The organism is uncultured Sunxiuqinia sp., assembly GCF_947495665.1.
GTDB classification, from domain to species: domain Bacteria; phylum Bacteroidota; class Bacteroidia; order Bacteroidales; family Prolixibacteraceae; genus Sunxiuqinia; species Sunxiuqinia rutila.
In genome coordinates this window covers 58,322-75,009 of the sequence record NZ_CANLZV010000017.1, presented here as the reverse complement: position 1 = coordinate 75,009, position 16,688 = coordinate 58,322, and the positions used below count along the sequence as shown (strand labels likewise).

General features: G+C 44.0%; 12 protein-coding genes and 1 tRNA gene. 9 read left to right on the top strand and 4 right to left on the bottom strand.

Annotated features, from left to right (window positions below; all coding sequences use genetic code 11):
* Positions 1-30: 30 nt before the first annotated feature.
* Together Q1A18_RS16675 and Q1A18_RS16670 are read right to left on the bottom strand one after the other, a co-directional pair.
* The gene (locus Q1A18_RS16675; protein ID WP_299583268.1) at positions 31-1,512 is read right to left on the bottom strand and encodes an LptF/LptG family permease; all 1,482 of its coding nucleotides are present in this window, start codon (positions 1,510-1,512) and stop codon (positions 31-33) included.
* Between the two features lie 65 nt (positions 1,513-1,577).
* Positions 1,578-1,955, bottom strand: coding sequence for an START-like domain-containing protein (locus Q1A18_RS16670; RefSeq protein ID WP_299583265.1), 378 nt, complete (start codon positions 1,953-1,955; stop codon positions 1,578-1,580).
* 263 nt (positions 1,956-2,218) lie between these two features.
* On the opposite strand from Q1A18_RS16670, the gene Q1A18_RS16665 reads away from it, so the two are divergent.
* A tRNA-Met gene (locus Q1A18_RS16665) sits at positions 2,219-2,292 on the top strand.
* A 108-nt stretch (positions 2,293-2,400) separates the two neighbouring features.
* Here the strand turns inward: Q1A18_RS16665 and Q1A18_RS16660 are convergent.
* A complete protein-coding gene (locus Q1A18_RS16660; protein ID WP_299583262.1) occupies positions 2,401-5,205 on the bottom strand; it encodes a glycoside hydrolase family 2 TIM barrel-domain containing protein in 2,805 nt (934 codons plus the stop codon).
* 467 nt (positions 5,206-5,672) lie between these two features.
* Between Q1A18_RS16660 and Q1A18_RS16655 the strand changes: the two genes are divergently transcribed.
* The 8 genes from Q1A18_RS16655 (at position 5,673) to der (ending at position 14,785) form a co-directional block, all read left to right on the top strand.
* Positions 5,673-6,902, top strand: a complete 1,230-nt coding sequence (locus Q1A18_RS16655) for an LL-diaminopimelate aminotransferase (protein WP_299583259.1) — start codon at positions 5,673-5,675, stop codon at positions 6,900-6,902.
* Between the two features lie 194 nt (positions 6,903-7,096).
* Positions 7,097-7,849, top strand: coding sequence for a carboxypeptidase-like regulatory domain-containing protein (locus Q1A18_RS16650; protein WP_299583256.1), 753 nt, complete (start codon positions 7,097-7,099; stop codon positions 7,847-7,849).
* A 135-nt stretch (positions 7,850-7,984) separates the two neighbouring features.
* Positions 7,985-8,803 carry a pseudouridine synthase gene (locus Q1A18_RS16645; protein ID WP_299583253.1) on the top strand — a complete coding sequence of 273 codons (819 nt, stop codon included), beginning with the start codon at positions 7,985-7,987 and terminating at the stop codon, positions 8,801-8,803.
* A 38-nt stretch (positions 8,804-8,841) separates the two neighbouring features.
* Positions 8,842-9,324, top strand: coding sequence for a sigma-70 family RNA polymerase sigma factor (locus Q1A18_RS16640; protein ID WP_299583249.1), 483 nt, complete (start codon positions 8,842-8,844; stop codon positions 9,322-9,324).
* Between the two features lie 10 nt (positions 9,325-9,334).
* A complete protein-coding gene (locus Q1A18_RS16635) occupies positions 9,335-10,018 on the top strand; it encodes a hypothetical protein (RefSeq protein ID WP_299583246.1) in 684 nt (227 codons plus the stop codon).
* Complete coding sequence (locus Q1A18_RS16630; protein WP_299583243.1) at positions 10,005-12,443, top strand: DUF5686 family protein; 2,439 nt, start codon at positions 10,005-10,007, stop codon at positions 12,441-12,443. Before Q1A18_RS16635 ends, Q1A18_RS16630 begins: the two co-directional genes overlap by 14 nt.
* Before the next feature lie 80 nt (positions 12,444-12,523).
* Positions 12,524-13,408 carry a GTPase Era gene (era, locus tag Q1A18_RS16625; RefSeq protein ID WP_299583240.1) on the top strand — a complete coding sequence of 295 codons (885 nt, stop codon included), beginning with the start codon at positions 12,524-12,526 and terminating at the stop codon, positions 13,406-13,408.
* A gap of 69 nt (positions 13,409-13,477) precedes the next feature.
* Positions 13,478-14,785, top strand: coding sequence for a ribosome biogenesis GTPase Der (der, locus tag Q1A18_RS16620; protein WP_299583237.1), 1,308 nt, complete (start codon positions 13,478-13,480; stop codon positions 14,783-14,785).
* Positions 14,786-14,861: 76 nt separating this feature from the next.
* Here the strand turns inward: der and Q1A18_RS16615 are convergent, their stop codons facing one another.
* The gene (locus Q1A18_RS16615; RefSeq protein WP_299583234.1) at positions 14,862-16,565 is read right to left on the bottom strand and encodes a PNGase F N-terminal domain-containing protein; all 1,704 of its coding nucleotides are present in this window, start codon (positions 16,563-16,565) and stop codon (positions 14,862-14,864) included.
* Positions 16,566-16,688: the final 123 nt, after the last annotated feature.

The following is a 16,688-nucleotide window of genomic DNA, read 5'->3' as shown; positions in this document are numbered from 1 at the left end:
TATGTCAGTATTGTCATGGTTGATTCAGTTCTAATTCTTTTCGGGTTTTTCTTTCTTTTTGAACAGGAAGCTAAACAGGCGTTTTAAATTGTGTTGATAAGTTTCCAGGTTTAACAGCGCCGAGTCGTTAGCCGATTTGTAGGTCAGGAAAATACCTAAAGGCAAAAACAGGAAAGTCGAAAACCACATGCCATTGGTCATATTCCACATGTCTTCGCGGGCAAACTTTTCGCCTGAGATAGAAACCATGTAGTAGGTAATAAACATCAGTATGGAGACCACAACGGGCATTCCGAGTCCTCCTTTTCGAATGATTGCGCCAAGGGGAGCCCCAATAAAAAAGAAGATAAGACAAGCTACCGACCAGGTAAACTTGCGGTGTTTTTCCATTGTGACTTTGTTGATGAAATTTTTTCGACTATAAAGTTCATTCAGGTTTTGGTTGATGGTTTGCTGGTTGGAGCGTGCCACCCCAAGTGCTGTGCTTATGAGTTCGCTTTGCGCGTGCGAATCCAGCGATTGGAACAGATCCTCGAAGTTGGCCAGGGTATCGGCCTGAACCCGATAGTCTCTTTTGAGCGAATCAATGGGTTGTGTCATGCTGAGAACTGCTTTGGACAGTGTCTGCGGATAATTCATTGAAACGGCAAATCGTCTAACCCGAGAGCTGTATTCATTATACAAGGAATCTTCCTGGTTGTTGAGTTGCGACAGGTTCATCATTTTGTAGGCACTTCTTAGGCGGTTTTCGTCCGTTCGTTGAAAGTCAAACCCTTCAAGTGGTATGGTCACAACCTCTTTCCCAAAGCTCTCCCTACGGAAAGCGTAGGTACGGTTTTTTCCTCGTTTGTTAGGTTCCAGGTCTGTTGCCGACTGCCCCGAATACAAGGTCATAACCATGTATTTTTTATCTTCTGAAATTTTCATGGACCCGGAATCAGCAATGGTTACCTTGATGTTGCCTTTGTTCTCCTTGTGGTCATAAATCATCAAGCCATAAAGCATGTTGGTCTTGTTGTTTTTCTTCTCAACCTTAATGCTATAGCCGTCAATTTCGTTGGTAAATACGCCTTCCGGAATAATCATCTCCGGTTTTTGCTTTTTTACACTGACCAATAAGGCTCCGAACTTGAGGTTGGTTTTCGGGAGGACATTATTGGAGAAATAAAAGGCAAATAAACTTAAGGCTACCGCAACAACTATTAAAGGGCGCATGATGCGAAACAAAGAAATGCCGGAAGCTTTTATGGCAACCAATTCGTAGTTTTCGCCCAAGTTACCAAAGGTCATGATGGAGGCCAGAAGCATGGCTAAAGGGAACGCCATGGGAATGAGCGCAAAAGAGGCATATAGCAAGAGCTCGGCCACAATGTTCCACTCCAATCCTTTACCAACCATGTCATCAATGTACTTCCACAGGAATTGCATCAACAGGACAAATACAACGATGAAAAAAGTCATCAGGAAAGGCCCGAAAAAGGTCCTTAAAATAAATAAGTGCAGTCGTTTCATATTCTATTCTTGGAAACGAATACAAAGCTAAGGTATTTTAGAGAAATTGAAAGTTAAAAAAATGCTTAACAGCCCAGGATGTGTTTTAGGTCTGCAATCTGAGAATTCCAGAGGTTTGCAGTTTCTTCTGTTTCGTCCTCATCGGAAAAATCAATGACAATAAGGGAAACATCTCCTGTAAGTTCATCTTTGGAAATCCGAAATTCAAAGTAGCTGTCTTCTTCATCAACCCAGTTGAAGCGAACAAGTCGGTCTTCCTTGTGTAGCGTTTTTTCAGCTTGCTGCTCAGCGCCTTCCCAAATAAAAGTGAAAAAGTTGCCTTTTACCTTAACATCATCAGCAAACCATTCAGTCAGCCCTGAAGCTGAACTTAACCGATTGAATAACACCTTGGGAGAACAGTTTATCGGGAACTCTAGCCGTATTTTCGTTTTTTCAGTCATTGGGTTTTCGTTTTTTGCAATATAGGTATTATGGCTCAATATAACAATCAGTTAAACATGGAAGAACTAAAAATCGTTCTTGCCCGGTCTGTTTTTCGAACCATTGAAAAAACAGCACAATTTTTTCGATAGGTTTAATACATTGAATAGCTGAGTTAAACAGCACAGTTTGGGCTTTTGTTTGAAATTTCATGTAAAAAAAGTTGTATTGTGTTTACGGCGACAGAAAATAAATACTATATTTGCAACCGCTAAAACGGAATGGCGAGGTAGCTCAGCTGGTTAGAGCGCATGATTCATAATCATGAGGTCGGCGGTTCAAGCCCGCCTCTCGCTACGGAAGCAAGGCAGTTAAGAGATTCTCTTAACTGCCTTTTTTTATTTTCCTACGTACCATTTGCATACAGAATGGCTTGTGCTAATTCCTGCTTTTTTAGAGTAATTTTCACCTTGTTCGAAAATTAAACCAAAGCTTTATTGGATAGTTTTCATCTCCTTTGTGTCCTGCAAATCTGCCTTTTTGACTCTTGGGGCCCAATTGTTCTGCTTGTTTGAATTTGGTGCCAATGGCAGGAATTTCATACAAAAAGGAAATATCTCCTTTCGGAAATGGTGGAAATGTTCCGCCGGCAACGTGTTTGGGGCGGGCTGGGGTAAACAGTTGGAAAAACAAGTTGGGTGTTTCTGAAACTACGGTAAAATCTGTTTCTGTTGTTTCCAGTGTAGCCCAATACAAATTCCCGTGATATCCTTTAAATTCAGGGTAGATGAGCTTGTTAAAGCTTTCACCGGTAATGGTGTTGTTATAGCTTTTCTCCCATACTCCCAAATTGCTTCCTTTTAGTCGGTTTTTCCAAACACGATAAGGTCCGCGCCCCATCCATTTTACACCGGTACATTTTTCTTCGGGATAGTTGAATGAAATGCCCAGAAAGTCACTGTTGTTTAAGCGACTTGCAGGAGGGCTGGCTTGTAGCATCAACAGTCCGTTTTTCTGTAGCTCCCACGTCACTTTTTCAGGATAAGATTCGGAATGGATTTCAAACACGAAATTGCCATCTGCATTCTTGGCCCATTGGGTTGATTTTACACTTGTGTTAGTTCCTGCCGGAAGAGGCCCGCCGGAAAGGGAAAGCGTTCCTTTTTTGTTTTTTACCGAAAGCAGGTGCCCGTTTTGTTTGTTGAAGGAGATTTCAATCTCTTGAGTCAAGGCGGTAACGGTTTTTTCGGTTTCTGTAATGCGGATCTCTTCGTTGATGGAAGGGCGGGAGTGAATCAGGTCTGTTGCTTTTTCGTTGGGCTGGATGACTGGCCAGGTCCAGGTATAGAGTTGATAGCCTTGGTGGTCAATGGCTGTAAACTCAAAGATATCGGCTGTTAATAAGGCCTCTTGGCAGTCTATTTGTATTCTGGCTGTCTCACCCGGTAATGCGTCAGGACTTGACGTGATACCACTACCGGTAATTTCTTTTTGAGTACTTCCAATCGGTATTTTGTACGCTTCCCATCTAAAAACACAGTCCTTGAGATTGGTGTAGGTGAATTTGTTTTTCAGAAATAGTATCCCATTCCATTGGCGATTGATGGTTACTGGTTCTGGTTGAACCGGTGACCAGATTTCTTTGATGGTGTAAAAGCTCCCTTCTTTTTCGCGGTGAGGTCCCAGAATTCCGTCGGGAGCATGGTTGCCATCGCTATCGTAAGTGGTGCCAGGAAGGTCAGTTCGAAGCACTGCTTCATCAGCCAGCACCCACAAAAAGGCACCGGCATGCAGGGGGGACGATTCGTAACTGCGCCAATATTCATCCAACCCTGCACCATGACCACCGTCGTATAGTCCATGGAGTAGCTCGGTGGGCATAAACGGATCGTTTCCATAGGTGAACCGGCTAGTGGCATATTCAAACTCCGGGTAGTGTTGGGTGTCTGCACCATTGCGCAGTAGCCACGGATAAAGTACCGGCCGCTGTTGAATGTCGTAGGTATGGAAGTTTTTTTCATTGGCAAAATCCCAGCCGCCCTCATTGCCGTGGTTCCAGATCACAACGCTGGGATGATTGTGGTCGCGCAGTACGGTTTCTTTTACCAGTTTGGGGCCAACGATGGTGTCATAGCTGTCTTGCCAGCCGGTAACTTCATTTAGAACGAACAGGCCGATGGAATCGCACAACTCCAGAAAACGTTTGTCTGGGACGTAGTGTGAACAGCGCACGGCATTCATATTCATTTCTTTCATCAGCCGAATGTCGGTGAGGTGATTCTCTTCGCTGAGGGCACGACCTGTTTCGGGCCAGAACGAATGGCGGTTCACGCCTTTAAAAACCACTCTTTCGCCATTGATGTAAAATCCATCATGCTTGCGAAGTTCCACCGTGCGAAATCCAATGCGCTCGGTTACTTCGTGCACAATGGACCGATCCCTTTTTAACGTGATTTTCATGTCGTATAAAGTCGGCCATTCCGGATTCCAGGCACGGATGTTTTCAAATTTTCCGGAAATAACCATTTCGCTCATTCCCTTTCGAATTTCAGAGGGGGCAATTGCACCAACTTTGTTTCCTTCAATATCAAGAAGTTCTGCGGAAACAGAATCGTTGGTTTTAGCATGATTTAGTTCTATTAATGCGCTGAAGGTTCCGTCGGCTCTGGCATCAATGGCTGCTCGTTGAATGTGGGTTTTGGGAAGCACTTCGAGAAAAACGGGACGGAAGATTCCGCCAAAAATCCAAAAGTCGGCCTGGCGTTCGGCGCGGTTTACCGACTCATTGTCGGAGTGTTTCGCGACATCGACTTCCAGAAGATTCGTGGTGCCGAATTTTAACAATTGGCTGATATCATATTTAAACCGGTAGAACGCGCCTTGGTGCATCGCTCCCGCTGATTTTCCATTGATTTTCACACGGGTGTCGGTCATTGAACCATCGAAAACCAGGTTGATGGTTTTGCCCTTCCATGTTGTTGGCACTTCAAACTGGTGTTTGTAAAGTCCTTGTTCTTTTCCCAGCTTGAGCTCCTTGTTCCTCCAGTCGTGTCCGTAGTTATAGGTTCCAAAGCCCTGCAACTCCCAATTGGAGGGGACTGGAATTTGTGTCCACTTGCCGCTGTTCTGGCCGTCGGTGCAGTAAAAATCCCAGTCAACAGTATTGGCGGCATCGGTTCCAGAGAGGTAGATTATTTCAGTGGTTTGAGAAAAAGCGCTTAGCGAAAGTCCAGCAATGATAAGGACAAGAAGTGATCGAAGGAGGTGCATACGTTTGAATGTTTAGATTAGGTCAACGAATTGTTTCGCTTTGTAATTTAGTGATTTTTTTAGATAGGGGATCATGAGTGGTTTTCTCCCAGATACTTCGGGGTGAAAAGAAGAAGGGAAGGAGAAGGATCAAGCGTGGATGGAAAACCTTATGCCTTGGGACTGCGTTTAGATGGGTGTGCGCTTGGGCTGCTGTTTCATTGGGGCTTGTGGCAGAGAATACCGTTAAATGATTTTTGGTGCTGTTGTTTGTGTGTTGATATCGTGTAGCTTATGTGGCTGGGTGAATTGGCAGTGGTAAAAAGGATATTGATAAAATGATCAATGTGCTTTTTAATCTTGTAAAAGTCGTTATGAAATAGTAAAAACGGTAGGGGTTTTAGGCAAAAACAAAGCAATTTCATACCTTTGTGCGCCTGAAATTAAACAAATTCAAAGAAAATAATCACTAAAAATAAAGAATTGATATGGCATTAATTAATGAGCATTATCTGAAATTGCAAGCGGGCTATTTGTTTCCCGAAATTGGACGACGCGTAAGCGAGTTTGCGGCGGCCAATCCCGACAAAAAAATTATAAGAATGGGAATCGGGGATGTTACACGTCCTTTGGTTCCGACCGTGCTGAAAGCTTTTCATGAAGGAGTTGATGAGCAAGGAAAAGCAGCGTCGTTTAAAGGTTACGGACCCGAGCAGGGCTATGAATTTTTGCGCAAAGCCATTGCTGAGCATGCTTATCAGGCCAATGGAATTGATATTCCGGCTGATGATATTATTGTTTCGGATGGTTCGAAGTGTGATACCGGAAATATCCAGGAAATTTTTGGTGCCAGCAATAAGATTGCGATCTGCGACCCGGTTTATCCGGTGTATGCCGATACCACTGTGATGTCGGGCAAAACCGGAGTGTGCCAGGATAATGGCTACTACGAAGGGGTAATTTATATGCCTTGTACGGAAGAGAACGGATTTACTCCTGATCTGCCAACAGAGCGTCCGGACTTGATTTTCTTGTGCTACCCGAACAACCCAACCGGAACGGTTGCCAGTAAAGAAGAATTGGCGAAGTGGGTGAACTATGCCCGCGAAAACAAGTGTATCATTTTGTTTGATGCCGCTTATGAAGCCTTCATTACCGATCCCGCTATCCCGCGTTCAATTTATGAAATTGAAGGGGCGAAAGAAGTGGCCATTGAGTTCCGCAGCTTTTCGAAAACGGCTGGTTTTACAGGAACGCGTTGTGCATTTACTGTAATTCCTGAAGAACTGAAAGCATACGACAGCGAAGGAAATGCACACTCGGTAAAGAAACTGTGGTTGCGTCGTCATTCCACTAAATTCAACGGAGTGTCTTATCCGGTTCAAAAAGCAGCAGCGGCAGTCTTCACACCTGAAGGGAAAAAAGAGGTGGAAGAAGTGATTGCGTATTACTTGGAAAATGCCCGGATCATGCGCGAAAGCCTTGAGGAAATTGGTTACTCTGTCTATGGCGGCGTTAATGCGCCTTATGTTTGGGTAAAAACCAAAGGAGGAATGACTTCATGGGAATTTTTCGATAAGGTGTTGAGTGAAGCTAATGTGGTAGGTACGCCCGGTTCCGGCTTTGGACCTGCCGGTGAAGGTTATTTCCGCTTTTCGGCTTTTGCTGATCGTGATAGTGTGCTTGAAGCCATGACGCGCATCAAGAATTTGAGCTAATTACATCGTATAGTATAACGAAGAGCCTTGGTAATGCATTTATCAAGGCTCTTTTTTTTTGCTGATTTTGAAGGACCAGCAAACATGCAGGAAGAGTGACTTGTTTGAAGGAAGACATAAAGACTGTTAAAAGCCGTTAAGCTTTGTTGGATTGCACGTATAAGTAAATGTAAAGTGTTAAATTTGTTTTTACCATGAGAAAACTGATTATCCTTCTTCCATTTTTGCTGAGCCTGTTCGCTGTCCGGGGTACAGCACAAGACCTGGCCGATATTGATCCGATTCTAATTCAGCTAAAAGGTCAGGTGTTGAATCGCGACGATGGTTTACCCGTTCCGTACGTGCATGTGGTAAATTTGCGTACTCACGGCGGAACAACCACCAACTCGGAGGGGAAGTTTGTCATGGATATGTTGAATATCGATAGCCTGGCCATTTCAGCTATGGGCTTTATGAAAGAATATGTGCAAGTGCCACCCAAACACCATCCGGACAGCTTGTTTGTCATTTGGGTGCGTCCCCTTCGGTTTGCCATTGGGGAAGTGGAAGTAAAAGGAAAATCGAACAAGGTGAATATGGAAGGAATATCAACCGGAAAGCCCGTTGATATTGATCCGGAGTTGCGTGGCGACGCTTTCAACACCAAACCGCCCTGGTATGCTGCGGTTTTTTCACCAGCCTCATTTATTCAGTATCATGTCAGCCGGAAAGAGAAGCAAAAGCGACAAGTGCGCAGTGCCATAGTTTCAGAAAAGCGCTGGGAATACCTTTCGCAATACTACAGTAAAGAGATTGTTATGGAGCTGACCGGCCTGGATGAGGCGGAAGCTGATTCTTTCATGATTTATTTCAATTCCAAAGGAATCCTCAATGAGGTAAACAATAATTACCAAGTGCGGGAAGCAATTCTGAATCAATATGAATTGTATAAGCAGGAGCAGGAATAAGACATCCGGTTTTGGTTTTCAGCCTTCAATTTTCAGAATCGGTTTTGGTTTGAACAAACTTAATGGTTCAATCTTACCCTGCAGTGTGTCAATCTGAATTCTTTTTCCGAACTTTGCAGCGATTTAAAACAAGTTATGACAAAGAAATTTAAGTCTGAAGGACACCAGTTTTCGAAAATGAACAAGTCGAACGAGGAACAACAGTTTTCTGAAAAAAGAAAAATAAGTCTTGTTAAAAAGTCCGATCGGGAGATCCGACTGAATAAGTTTATTGCCAATGCAGGTATTTGCTCGCGTCGCGAAGCCGATCAGTTGATTGAAAAAGGAGAGGTGCAGGTTAATGGAGAAGTGATTACCAGCCTGGGTTATAAAGTAACCTCTAAAGATGAGGTGGTTTATAAAGGAAAAGCCATTAGTGCTGAGAAAAAAGTGTATGTGCTTTTAAATAAGCCCAAAGGGTTTGTAACCACCATGGATGATCCACATGCTGAAAAGATGGTTATTTCGTTGGTGAAAAATGCCTGTAAGGAACGCATTTACCCCGTGGGGCGGCTGGATAAAGACACTACTGGACTGTTGTTGTTTACCAACGATGGCGAGATGACAACCAAATTGACACATCCCAGCTACGAGAAGAAAAAAATCTATCATGTATTTCTGGATAAAGAATTTACTCAGGCCGATATGGATCAGGTGAAAACCGGTATTGAACTGGAAGACGGCTTTATTGCTGCTGATGCCATTAGTTTTGTAGATGAGACAGATAAGCGCCAGGTTGGTATTGAAATTCATTCCGGAAAAAACCGGATTGTTCGTCGGATTTTTGCTCATTTGGGCTATCGCGTATTAAAACTCGACCGGGTGATGTTTGCCGGGTTGACCAAGAAAAGACTGCCTCGTGGCACCTGGCGTTTTTTAACCGAGAAGGAGATTGGCTTTTTAAAAATGAGTTAGTGTAATTTATTCGGGAAGTCCAGACTAATAGCATTGCTTTGGAAAAGGAATTTGTCAAGATCATATCACAAAATCAAGGGATCATCCATAAGGTATGTTCCATTTATTGTGATTCTGAAGAAGATCGTCGCGATTTGTTTCAGGAGATTCTGGCGCAATTGTGGAAGTCTTTTCCTTCTTTTCGAAGCGAAGCCAAATTTTCAACCTGGATGTACCGGGTTGCCCTGAATACTGCCATCACGAGTTTCAAGAAGAATAAACGCCAGCCAGATAAAAGTGCCATTGAAATCGGCAATTTCCAACTGGCTGAGGAAGAGTATGATCATGAAATGGAGGAGCAAATTAAACTTTTGCATCAGGCCATTGCTAACCTCAGCGGCGTTGAAAAGTCCATCGTACTGCTGTATCTTGAGAACAAAAAGTACGAAGAGATTGCTGAAATAACCGGTATTACCCAGAATTATGTGCGTGTGAAAATGAACCGGATTAAAAAGAAGTTGAAAAAATACATGAATAACTGAATTCAGAGTAATGGAACTGAAAGATTTTAAATCGGCATGGAGTAAATTCTCGTCTGATGATGCCAACAAGCATCAGCTGGGGGAACAGGCCATTTATGACTTGCTGAAAAAACGCACGAAAAATTTGATTGAGCGGATCGAGCGTAATATCCGGATCGGTTTTGGTGTGCTCCTTTTCCTGACCTTGTTTTTTGCTTTTGATGACTTCTTTTTCACATCCAGTTTTGTGGCAGAATACGAGTTAACTCCACTTTGGATTCAATTGATGGAAGGAATTGGTGTTTTGTGCATTGCAGCTTCATTTGTGTATTTCTGGCTGAGTTATCGGGCGGCAACCAAAAACTACTCGCAAAGCAATGATTTGGCGAAAGTGTTGAAATCCATTATTCACATTCTGTATGCTTATCGCAAGCTTTTTCACCTGGCCTTGGGTATTCTTTTGTTGGTGTTAAGTATCAGTTTCATTACTGGCTTATATAAAGGCATGACCATCAAGGCCCATGAGTTGAGCACAAGCTTGTCAGAGGTGAGTAGTTCACCTGAAATGATCCAGCGTCTGGTACTGGGGATTGTTATATTATTGCTGGCTGTGTCCCTGTTGTTTTTATTGTTTCACTGGGGCTTCCGAAAACTTTACGGGAATTATATCTTCAAACTAAAAGAAACACAGAAAGAGCTGGATGAAATTGACTAGTTATGCCATGAAAAAAATTGCTTTTTTTTTGACATTGCTTGTTTTTGGCAGCCAGCTGGTTGCTCAAACCCTTACCATTCGTGTTGTTGATGCGGATACTTCGCGTCCGCTTCCTTTTGTCAATGTTCTTTTTGATACCCAAAACCGGGGAACCACAACCAATATCGATGGTTTTTTCAATATGGATGCCCAGGAGACTGACTCTATTGAGTTGAGTTATGTGGGGTATTCCCGAAAGAAGCTGGCGGTGCAGCATCTGCAGGATGGGGACCGGATTACTTTGGAGCCTGCAGCCATAGCATTGGACGAAGTGGAAGTTGTTCCGGGGGAAAATCCGGCGGATCGGATTATGAAAAAGGTCGTGGAAAACCGTGAGCTTCATCGCCCCAAAAACCTCGATTCGTATTATTATCAATCGTATAATAAGATGACGTTCTCTTTAACCGATGAGACCCGAACTCGGTTTTTGGAGTCATTGGGAGAGAACCCCGACTCGAGTCAGTTGAAGTTAAAACGCTTTGTCGACCAGCAAGATCTTTTCTTGTTGGAGTCGGTTAGCGAAAAAGCCTATCGGAAACCGCAAAAGGAAAAGGAAGTGATTATTGCCAGCCGGGTTTCAGGCCTGGAAGACCCGTCTTTTTTTCTGCTGGCCACTCAACTGCAATCCTTCACCTTTTACCAGGATTACATCAAACTGTTTGAAAAACAATTTTTGAGTCCGGTATCTCCCAATTCATGGAACAAGTACCTGTTTATTTTAGAAGAAACCTTGTTTACGCCCACCGGGGACAGTTTGTTTGTTATTCGTTTTTATCCTCGGAAAAACAAAAATTTTGAAGGGCTGAAAGGGGTGCTGAAGATCAGTTCTGATGGCTACGCTATTGAGTCATTGCGGGTGCAAGCAGCTGATCAAATGAACAAACGGATGGTACTTTCGATCGAACAAGTCTATGATCAGCTGCCTTCCGGGCATTGGTTTCCGAAAGCACTGAACTCTGAAATTTCGTTTGCTCAGTTGAATCTTCCAGGAATCAACTTTCCGGACAATTCACTTACGGTGCGGGCTTTGGGAAAAACCTATTTTAGTAAACGGGTGGTCAATGTTCCGTTGGAAAAGGAAAAGCTGCAAGGAGCGCAATTAAGTGTTTCTCCTTCGGCCACGCAGCAGTCGGATTCCAACTGGGAAGCATTGCGGTCGGTGCCTTTGTCGCACAAGGACTCGCTCATCTACCAGTTTGTGGATAGCTTAGGGCAGCAAGTTCACTTTGATGCCAAGATGAATGCCATTGAGTCGCTGGCTGGTTGGCGCGTGCCGCTTTGGCCGGTCGATCTTCTGCTGGACCGGGTGGCTGGGTTTAATCACTTGGAAGGCTTGCATTTGGGGCTGGCTCTGGAAACCAACCCCAGCTTCAGCGAACGCTTACTGTTGGGGGGCTACTGGCGATACGGGTTGAAGGATAAGGTCAATAAGTATGGTGCCAACCTGGGATTTAAGGTGGATAAAGAAAGTGCGACCAAATTGTTTGTGCTTTATGAAAATGATTTGCGGGAGAATGGGGCCATTCAATTTTTGGAGCAAAAGGAGCCATTTATTTCCAGGCAATTGGAGGCCTGGTACCGGACGAACTTCTCTTACCATCAGCTTTATCAGGCGGGGGTGGAAGGACGGTTATTTCCTTCATTGCTAGCCAGGGCGTATTGGAAAAATTACCAAATCATGGATCCGTGGTTGATTGACGGAAACCAAAGTTTGCAGGCATTGACCTATAACAAATTAGGCGTTCAGTTTCGGTTAACGTTTAAGGAACGCCTGTTTCGACGACGGGGTGAAATATACTCTTTGGGAGGCCGTTACCCGGTATTGCACTTTAACTACGAACGGGCGGTGCGAACCAGCTCCGATCGAGCCTATAGTGCCATCGAATTTAAACTATCTGATTCGTACCAGTTACGAAATTTGGGCGAAAGCGAATTTACCTTGCTCGGATCGTTGCGCGAGGCGGGGGGCGTGGTGAATTTGCTGAGTAGTCCGCCAGCGTCGCGACCGCAGCTGTTTTCATTCTACAGTAAAAGTTCTTTTTCAACCATGCGCATCAACGAATTTTTTACCGATGAGCTGCTCGCTTTTTTTTGGCGGCATAATTTCGGCTCTTTACTCTTTCGGTACAAAAAAGTGCGCCCCGACATTTTACTGGCCTTCAACGCAGGCATTGGAAGCACAGCTTATGACTTTCAGGATGGTTTTGCTTCGCGTTATCCATCTATTAACAAAGGGTATTACGAAGGTGGGATATTGGTTTCGAAATTAGTTAAATTTGGATTCTTCACCTTCGGAACCGGTGCTTTTTATCGGTTTGGACCCTATCGACTGGATTCGTTCCAAAAGAACTTAGCGTTAAAATTTACGATTGATTTAGCAATTTAATCAAAATTAAAGGCTTGATTTATAACTGCTAAAAGGATATTGTTATCTTTGCCCAGCTTTTTAAAATGGAGATCACATAAATGACACATAAATCAGGATTTGTAAATATTATTGGGAACCCGAATGTCGGGAAATCAACCATCATGAATGCCTTGGTCGGCGAGCGTTTGTCAATCATTACCAAAAAGATGCAGACCACGCGTCACCGGATTAAAGGGATTGTGAGCGGAGAAGATTTTCAGATTGTGTATTCCGACACCCCTGGAATTCTAAAACCCAATTACAAGCTTCAGGAATCGATGATGAAGTTTGTCAACACCGCTTTGATTGATGCTGATGTCATTTTGTATGTGACAGACGTGGTGGAAAAGGCGGATAAAAATGAGGAATACCTTGAAAAAATCCGGAAATCGAATGCTCCGGTGATTGTGTTGATTAATAAAATTGACTTGTCGAACCAGGGAGAGGTGATGAAGCAGTACGAGTACTGGAAAGATTTGCTGCCAGCTGCTGATGTATTTGCTATTTCAGCCACGGAGCGATTTAATATCGGACCTATTTTTGACCGTATTCTGGAGTTGTTGCCCGAGGCACCTCCTTACTTCCCCAAAGATGAATTAACTGACCGGAACGATCGCTTCTTTGTGTCGGAAATCATCCGGGAGAAAATATTGCTTTACTATCAGAAAGAGGTTCCTTACTCAGTAGAGGTTGAGGTTGAAGAGTTTAAGGAGGAGGAGAAGCTGCTAAGCTTGCGTTGTGTGATCAACGTGGCGCGCGACAGCCAAAAAGGAATCATTATTGGCCATCAGGGAGCTGCCTTGAAGAAGGTGGGGACCCAGGCTCGAAAAGATCTGGAAGAGTTCTTTCAGAAAAAGGTATTTATGCAATTGTATGTAAAAGTTGCAAAAGACTGGCGTGATAAGGACCGGATGTTGGGGAACTTCGGATATGATTTCCAATAGTCGAATTTGCCCCATCGAAATTGAAAAAGAAATCCGGGTTGCCGGAACAGAAAAAGGAATTGAATAGAAATGAGTAATATAGTTGCTATTGTAGGAAGGCCCAATGTTGGGAAATCAACCTTGTTTAATCGTTTGGTTGAAAGAAGAAAAGCCATTGTTGATGGGGTTTCAGGAGTAACCCGTGACCGGAATTATGGAAAATCAACCTGGAATGGGAAAGATTTTTCGGTGATTGATACGGGAGGTTACGTCAAAAACTCGGATGATATTTTTGAAGAAGAAATCCGGAAACAAGTGCATCTGGCAATTGACGAGGCCGATGTCATCGTTTTTGCTGTTGATGTAGAAGGAGGAATTACGGATTTGGACGAAGAGGTGGCTCACATCTTACGTCGTTCTGAAAAACCGGTTTTCCTGGCCGTCAACAAAGTGGATAATAACGAGCGTATTTTGGATGCTCAGGAGTTTTATGGCCTTGGCCTTGGTGAATTGTACTGTATTTCGGCCATGACCGGAAGTGGAACCGGTGATCTGCTGGATGCTGTGGTGAGTAGTTTTAGCAAAGATACAGTGATAGAAACTGAAGATGGCGTTCCACGTTTTGCGGTGGTTGGTCGTCCGAATGTGGGCAAATCATCGTTTATTAATGCGCTAACCGGAGTTGACCGGAATATTGTTACAGATGTAGCCGGAACAACGCGTGATTCTATCAATACGCGTTACACCAAGTATGGGCATGATTTTTACCTGGTGGATACGGCTGGTTTGCGTAAAAAAGCCAAAGTACATGAAGACCTGGAGTTTTACTCGGTTCTTCGGTCAGTTCGTTCGATCGAGGATTCGGATGTGTGCATGTTATTGATTGATGCAACACGAGGAGTCGAAAGCCAGGATGTTAATATCTTCAACCTGATGATTCGCAATAAAAAGGGTGTGGTCATTTTGGTGAATAAGTGGGATTTAATTGAGAAGGACAATGCCTCGGTGAAGAAATTTACCGAGCAGATTCACGAGCGTATTGCTCCTTTTGTTGATGTGCCGATTGTGTTTATGTCTGCCCTGACCAAACAGCGTATTTTCAAAGCACTGGAACTGGCTATTGAGGTTTACGAAAATCGTCAGCAGAAACTGAAAACATCGAAGTTGAATGAAGTATTGCTGGAAGCCATTGAGCGGTATCCGCCGCCATCCATCAAAGGGAAATACATTAAGATTAAATATGTGACGCAGTTGCCAAGTCCAACGCCATCGTTTGCCTTGTTTGCCAACTTGCCACAGTACATTAAAGATCCTTATCGGCGCTACATTGAAAACCAGCTTCGCGAGAATTTTAACTTTTCAGGAGTGCCACTTCAGATTTTCTTCAGAAAGAAATAAGAAGTTACCGCATCAAAAAAAGCGCCTGTTCATTGATTTTGAACAGGCGCTTTTTCTTTATGAGTTACTGAAATGGTTACTTCGAATCATTTTTGTAATTTCCGGTCAGTACGCCGGCAACACTCCAGTGGCTAAAGCTGCTGCCTTCATCTGCCCCCTGGTCAATAACCACTTTTATGGTGTGTTTGCCAGGAGCAAAGTTTGGTAAAGGAATCAGATCGGGCGGGGTTAAAGTTGCCGGGCACCAGTTTGATCGGCTCAAGTCGCTTGATGATAGTCCATTGCCGAAGTTCCCTGAGGCTGGGTTCAAGAAGCGGTAAGTGGCACAATCGGTCCGCCATGGCACGACGTTGTAAATGGGTTCGTCATCAATAAAAACCTCATTGAGTTTGGGGTTAAACTCATCGCCACCGCCCCAGCCACCGTGACCGGTACTGGTGTAAAGCAGTTGCACGTTTTCTACATTTTCGGGAACTTCAAACTCCACGGTAAGTGTGTCGTTTCGGAACAAGCGACCATAGTTTTGCCCCGACATTTCCATGATATTCACCGAGTAAAATAAGGGCTGAATGTATTTTTTGGCTGGTGCTTCTTTTTCAAATCCCGGATAAAAATCCAGTTCCAGGTCGACCTTGTGTCCACCCTTATCGTAGTTGCCGATAAACACACCGATCCAAATCTCCTCATCGTCATTCGGAATTAGCGGAGTCACTTCTTGTTTGTAGGTGGCTTTAAAGGTCCACGGGTAGTTGTTAATTTCCCGCAGTTTGTTAAAATGACCGACGCCAAATGACGTGAAGAAACGCATGATTTCAATGGGGCTGTCGTAATTTGTTGTGCTGGTGATGCCTTGGTATTCGGCTCCATTGTTGTCGGTGAAAACCGGAAGTTCATCCAGACCATTTTGCAAGGCAGCCAGAATGGTCTTTTTGTTGTGCGAAGCCGGCAATACAAAAATAGAGCCGGTGCGGTCATAGGCATCCCCGTTGGACCAGCTGGTCAGCTTGGCAAAAACCTGGCCTCCGGCTTTCCAGCTTTCAGGAAGCGTAACTTTCTTCATAATCACACTGCCTTTTGAGAAGCGGTACGTGCGATTCGACTCCAGCGTTTGCCCTTCATAGGTTTCCGGCAGGTTTTCAAAATTGATGATTTCATCTTCAAATACGGGGAGCACGGTATAGCGCGATTTTATTTTCAACTCTTCCAGCTCAGCAACTGTTACTTCTGTCGCTTCTTCCAACGGATAGGCTGGAATGGAGTCGGCAGCCAGCTTGTCAATAGACTTGGCCACTAAGGTCCGGTTGCCATTGATGGTTACTTTCAGTACCAACGAATTGCTGTCGGGCAAATAGCCTTGGTAAGGCGAGCCTTTTGCCCCGGCTTGGTCTGTATACCAAAGTTCAATGGTATTTGAAAATGAAGACAGTTTGGCGTACTGGCACTTATAGCCGAGTATGGTCTCTTCTTTGTCTCCCAATTGGGGTTGCGGAAGGGCATCAAAAGCAGTTAAGGTTTTAAAGAGTTCATCTTCGTAGTTGAGGATGGTTACTGTTTGATGTGTGCCATAGTCGATATAGCTGCGAATTTTATCGCCATTTTCTGAAAGGTAAGCGACTTGATTGGCGTATTTCACCTTCATGCTTCTTCCCGGAACTTCTGCTCCGTTGCGAATGGAGACGTAATTAATGCTGTAGGCAGCTTCTTTTTTGTGCTTTCTTCCGTAGCTGGGAGGTGCAACAAAAAGAAGCAAAACAAAAACGGATGTAATCAATGATCTCATTGGTGTTGAATGACTTTAGTTAAGAAATAAAAGAAAGCCGATGCACATATTGGGCCGGGCATCGGCTGGTAGCAGGGCATTTTTTTGCCCGCAAGCCTCAAAAATAATCAATCTCTGCAAGCT

What these genes read in the sequence shown, in the direction of transcription:
- Q1A18_RS16675 (WP_299583268.1), bottom strand. Translation starts at nt 1,512, where the DNA reads ATGAAACGACTGCACTTATTTATTTTAAGGACCTTTTTCGGGCCTTTC.
- Q1A18_RS16670 (WP_299583265.1), bottom strand. Translation starts at nt 1,955, where the DNA reads ATGACTGAAAAAACGAAAATACGGCTAGAGTTCCCGATAAACTGTTCT.
- Q1A18_RS16660 (WP_299583262.1), bottom strand. Translation starts at nt 5,205, where the DNA reads ATGCACCTCCTTCGATCACTTCTTGTCCTTATCATTGCTGGACTTTCG.
- Q1A18_RS16655 (WP_299583259.1), top strand. Translation starts at nt 5,673, where the DNA reads ATGGCATTAATTAATGAGCATTATCTGAAATTGCAAGCGGGCTATTTG.
- Q1A18_RS16650 (WP_299583256.1), top strand. Translation starts at nt 7,097, where the DNA reads ATGAGAAAACTGATTATCCTTCTTCCATTTTTGCTGAGCCTGTTCGCT.
- Q1A18_RS16645 (WP_299583253.1), top strand. Translation starts at nt 7,985, where the DNA reads ATGACAAAGAAATTTAAGTCTGAAGGACACCAGTTTTCGAAAATGAAC.
- Q1A18_RS16635 (WP_299583246.1), top strand. Translation starts at nt 9,335, where the DNA reads ATGGAACTGAAAGATTTTAAATCGGCATGGAGTAAATTCTCGTCTGAT.
- Q1A18_RS16630 (WP_299583243.1), top strand. Translation starts at nt 10,005, where the DNA reads ATGAAATTGACTAGTTATGCCATGAAAAAAATTGCTTTTTTTTTGACA.
- era (WP_299583240.1), top strand. Translation starts at nt 12,524, where the DNA reads ATGACACATAAATCAGGATTTGTAAATATTATTGGGAACCCGAATGTC.
- der (WP_299583237.1), top strand. Translation starts at nt 13,478, where the DNA reads ATGAGTAATATAGTTGCTATTGTAGGAAGGCCCAATGTTGGGAAATCA.
- Q1A18_RS16615 (WP_299583234.1), bottom strand. Translation starts at nt 16,565, where the DNA reads ATGAGATCATTGATTACATCCGTTTTTGTTTTGCTTCTTTTTGTTGCA.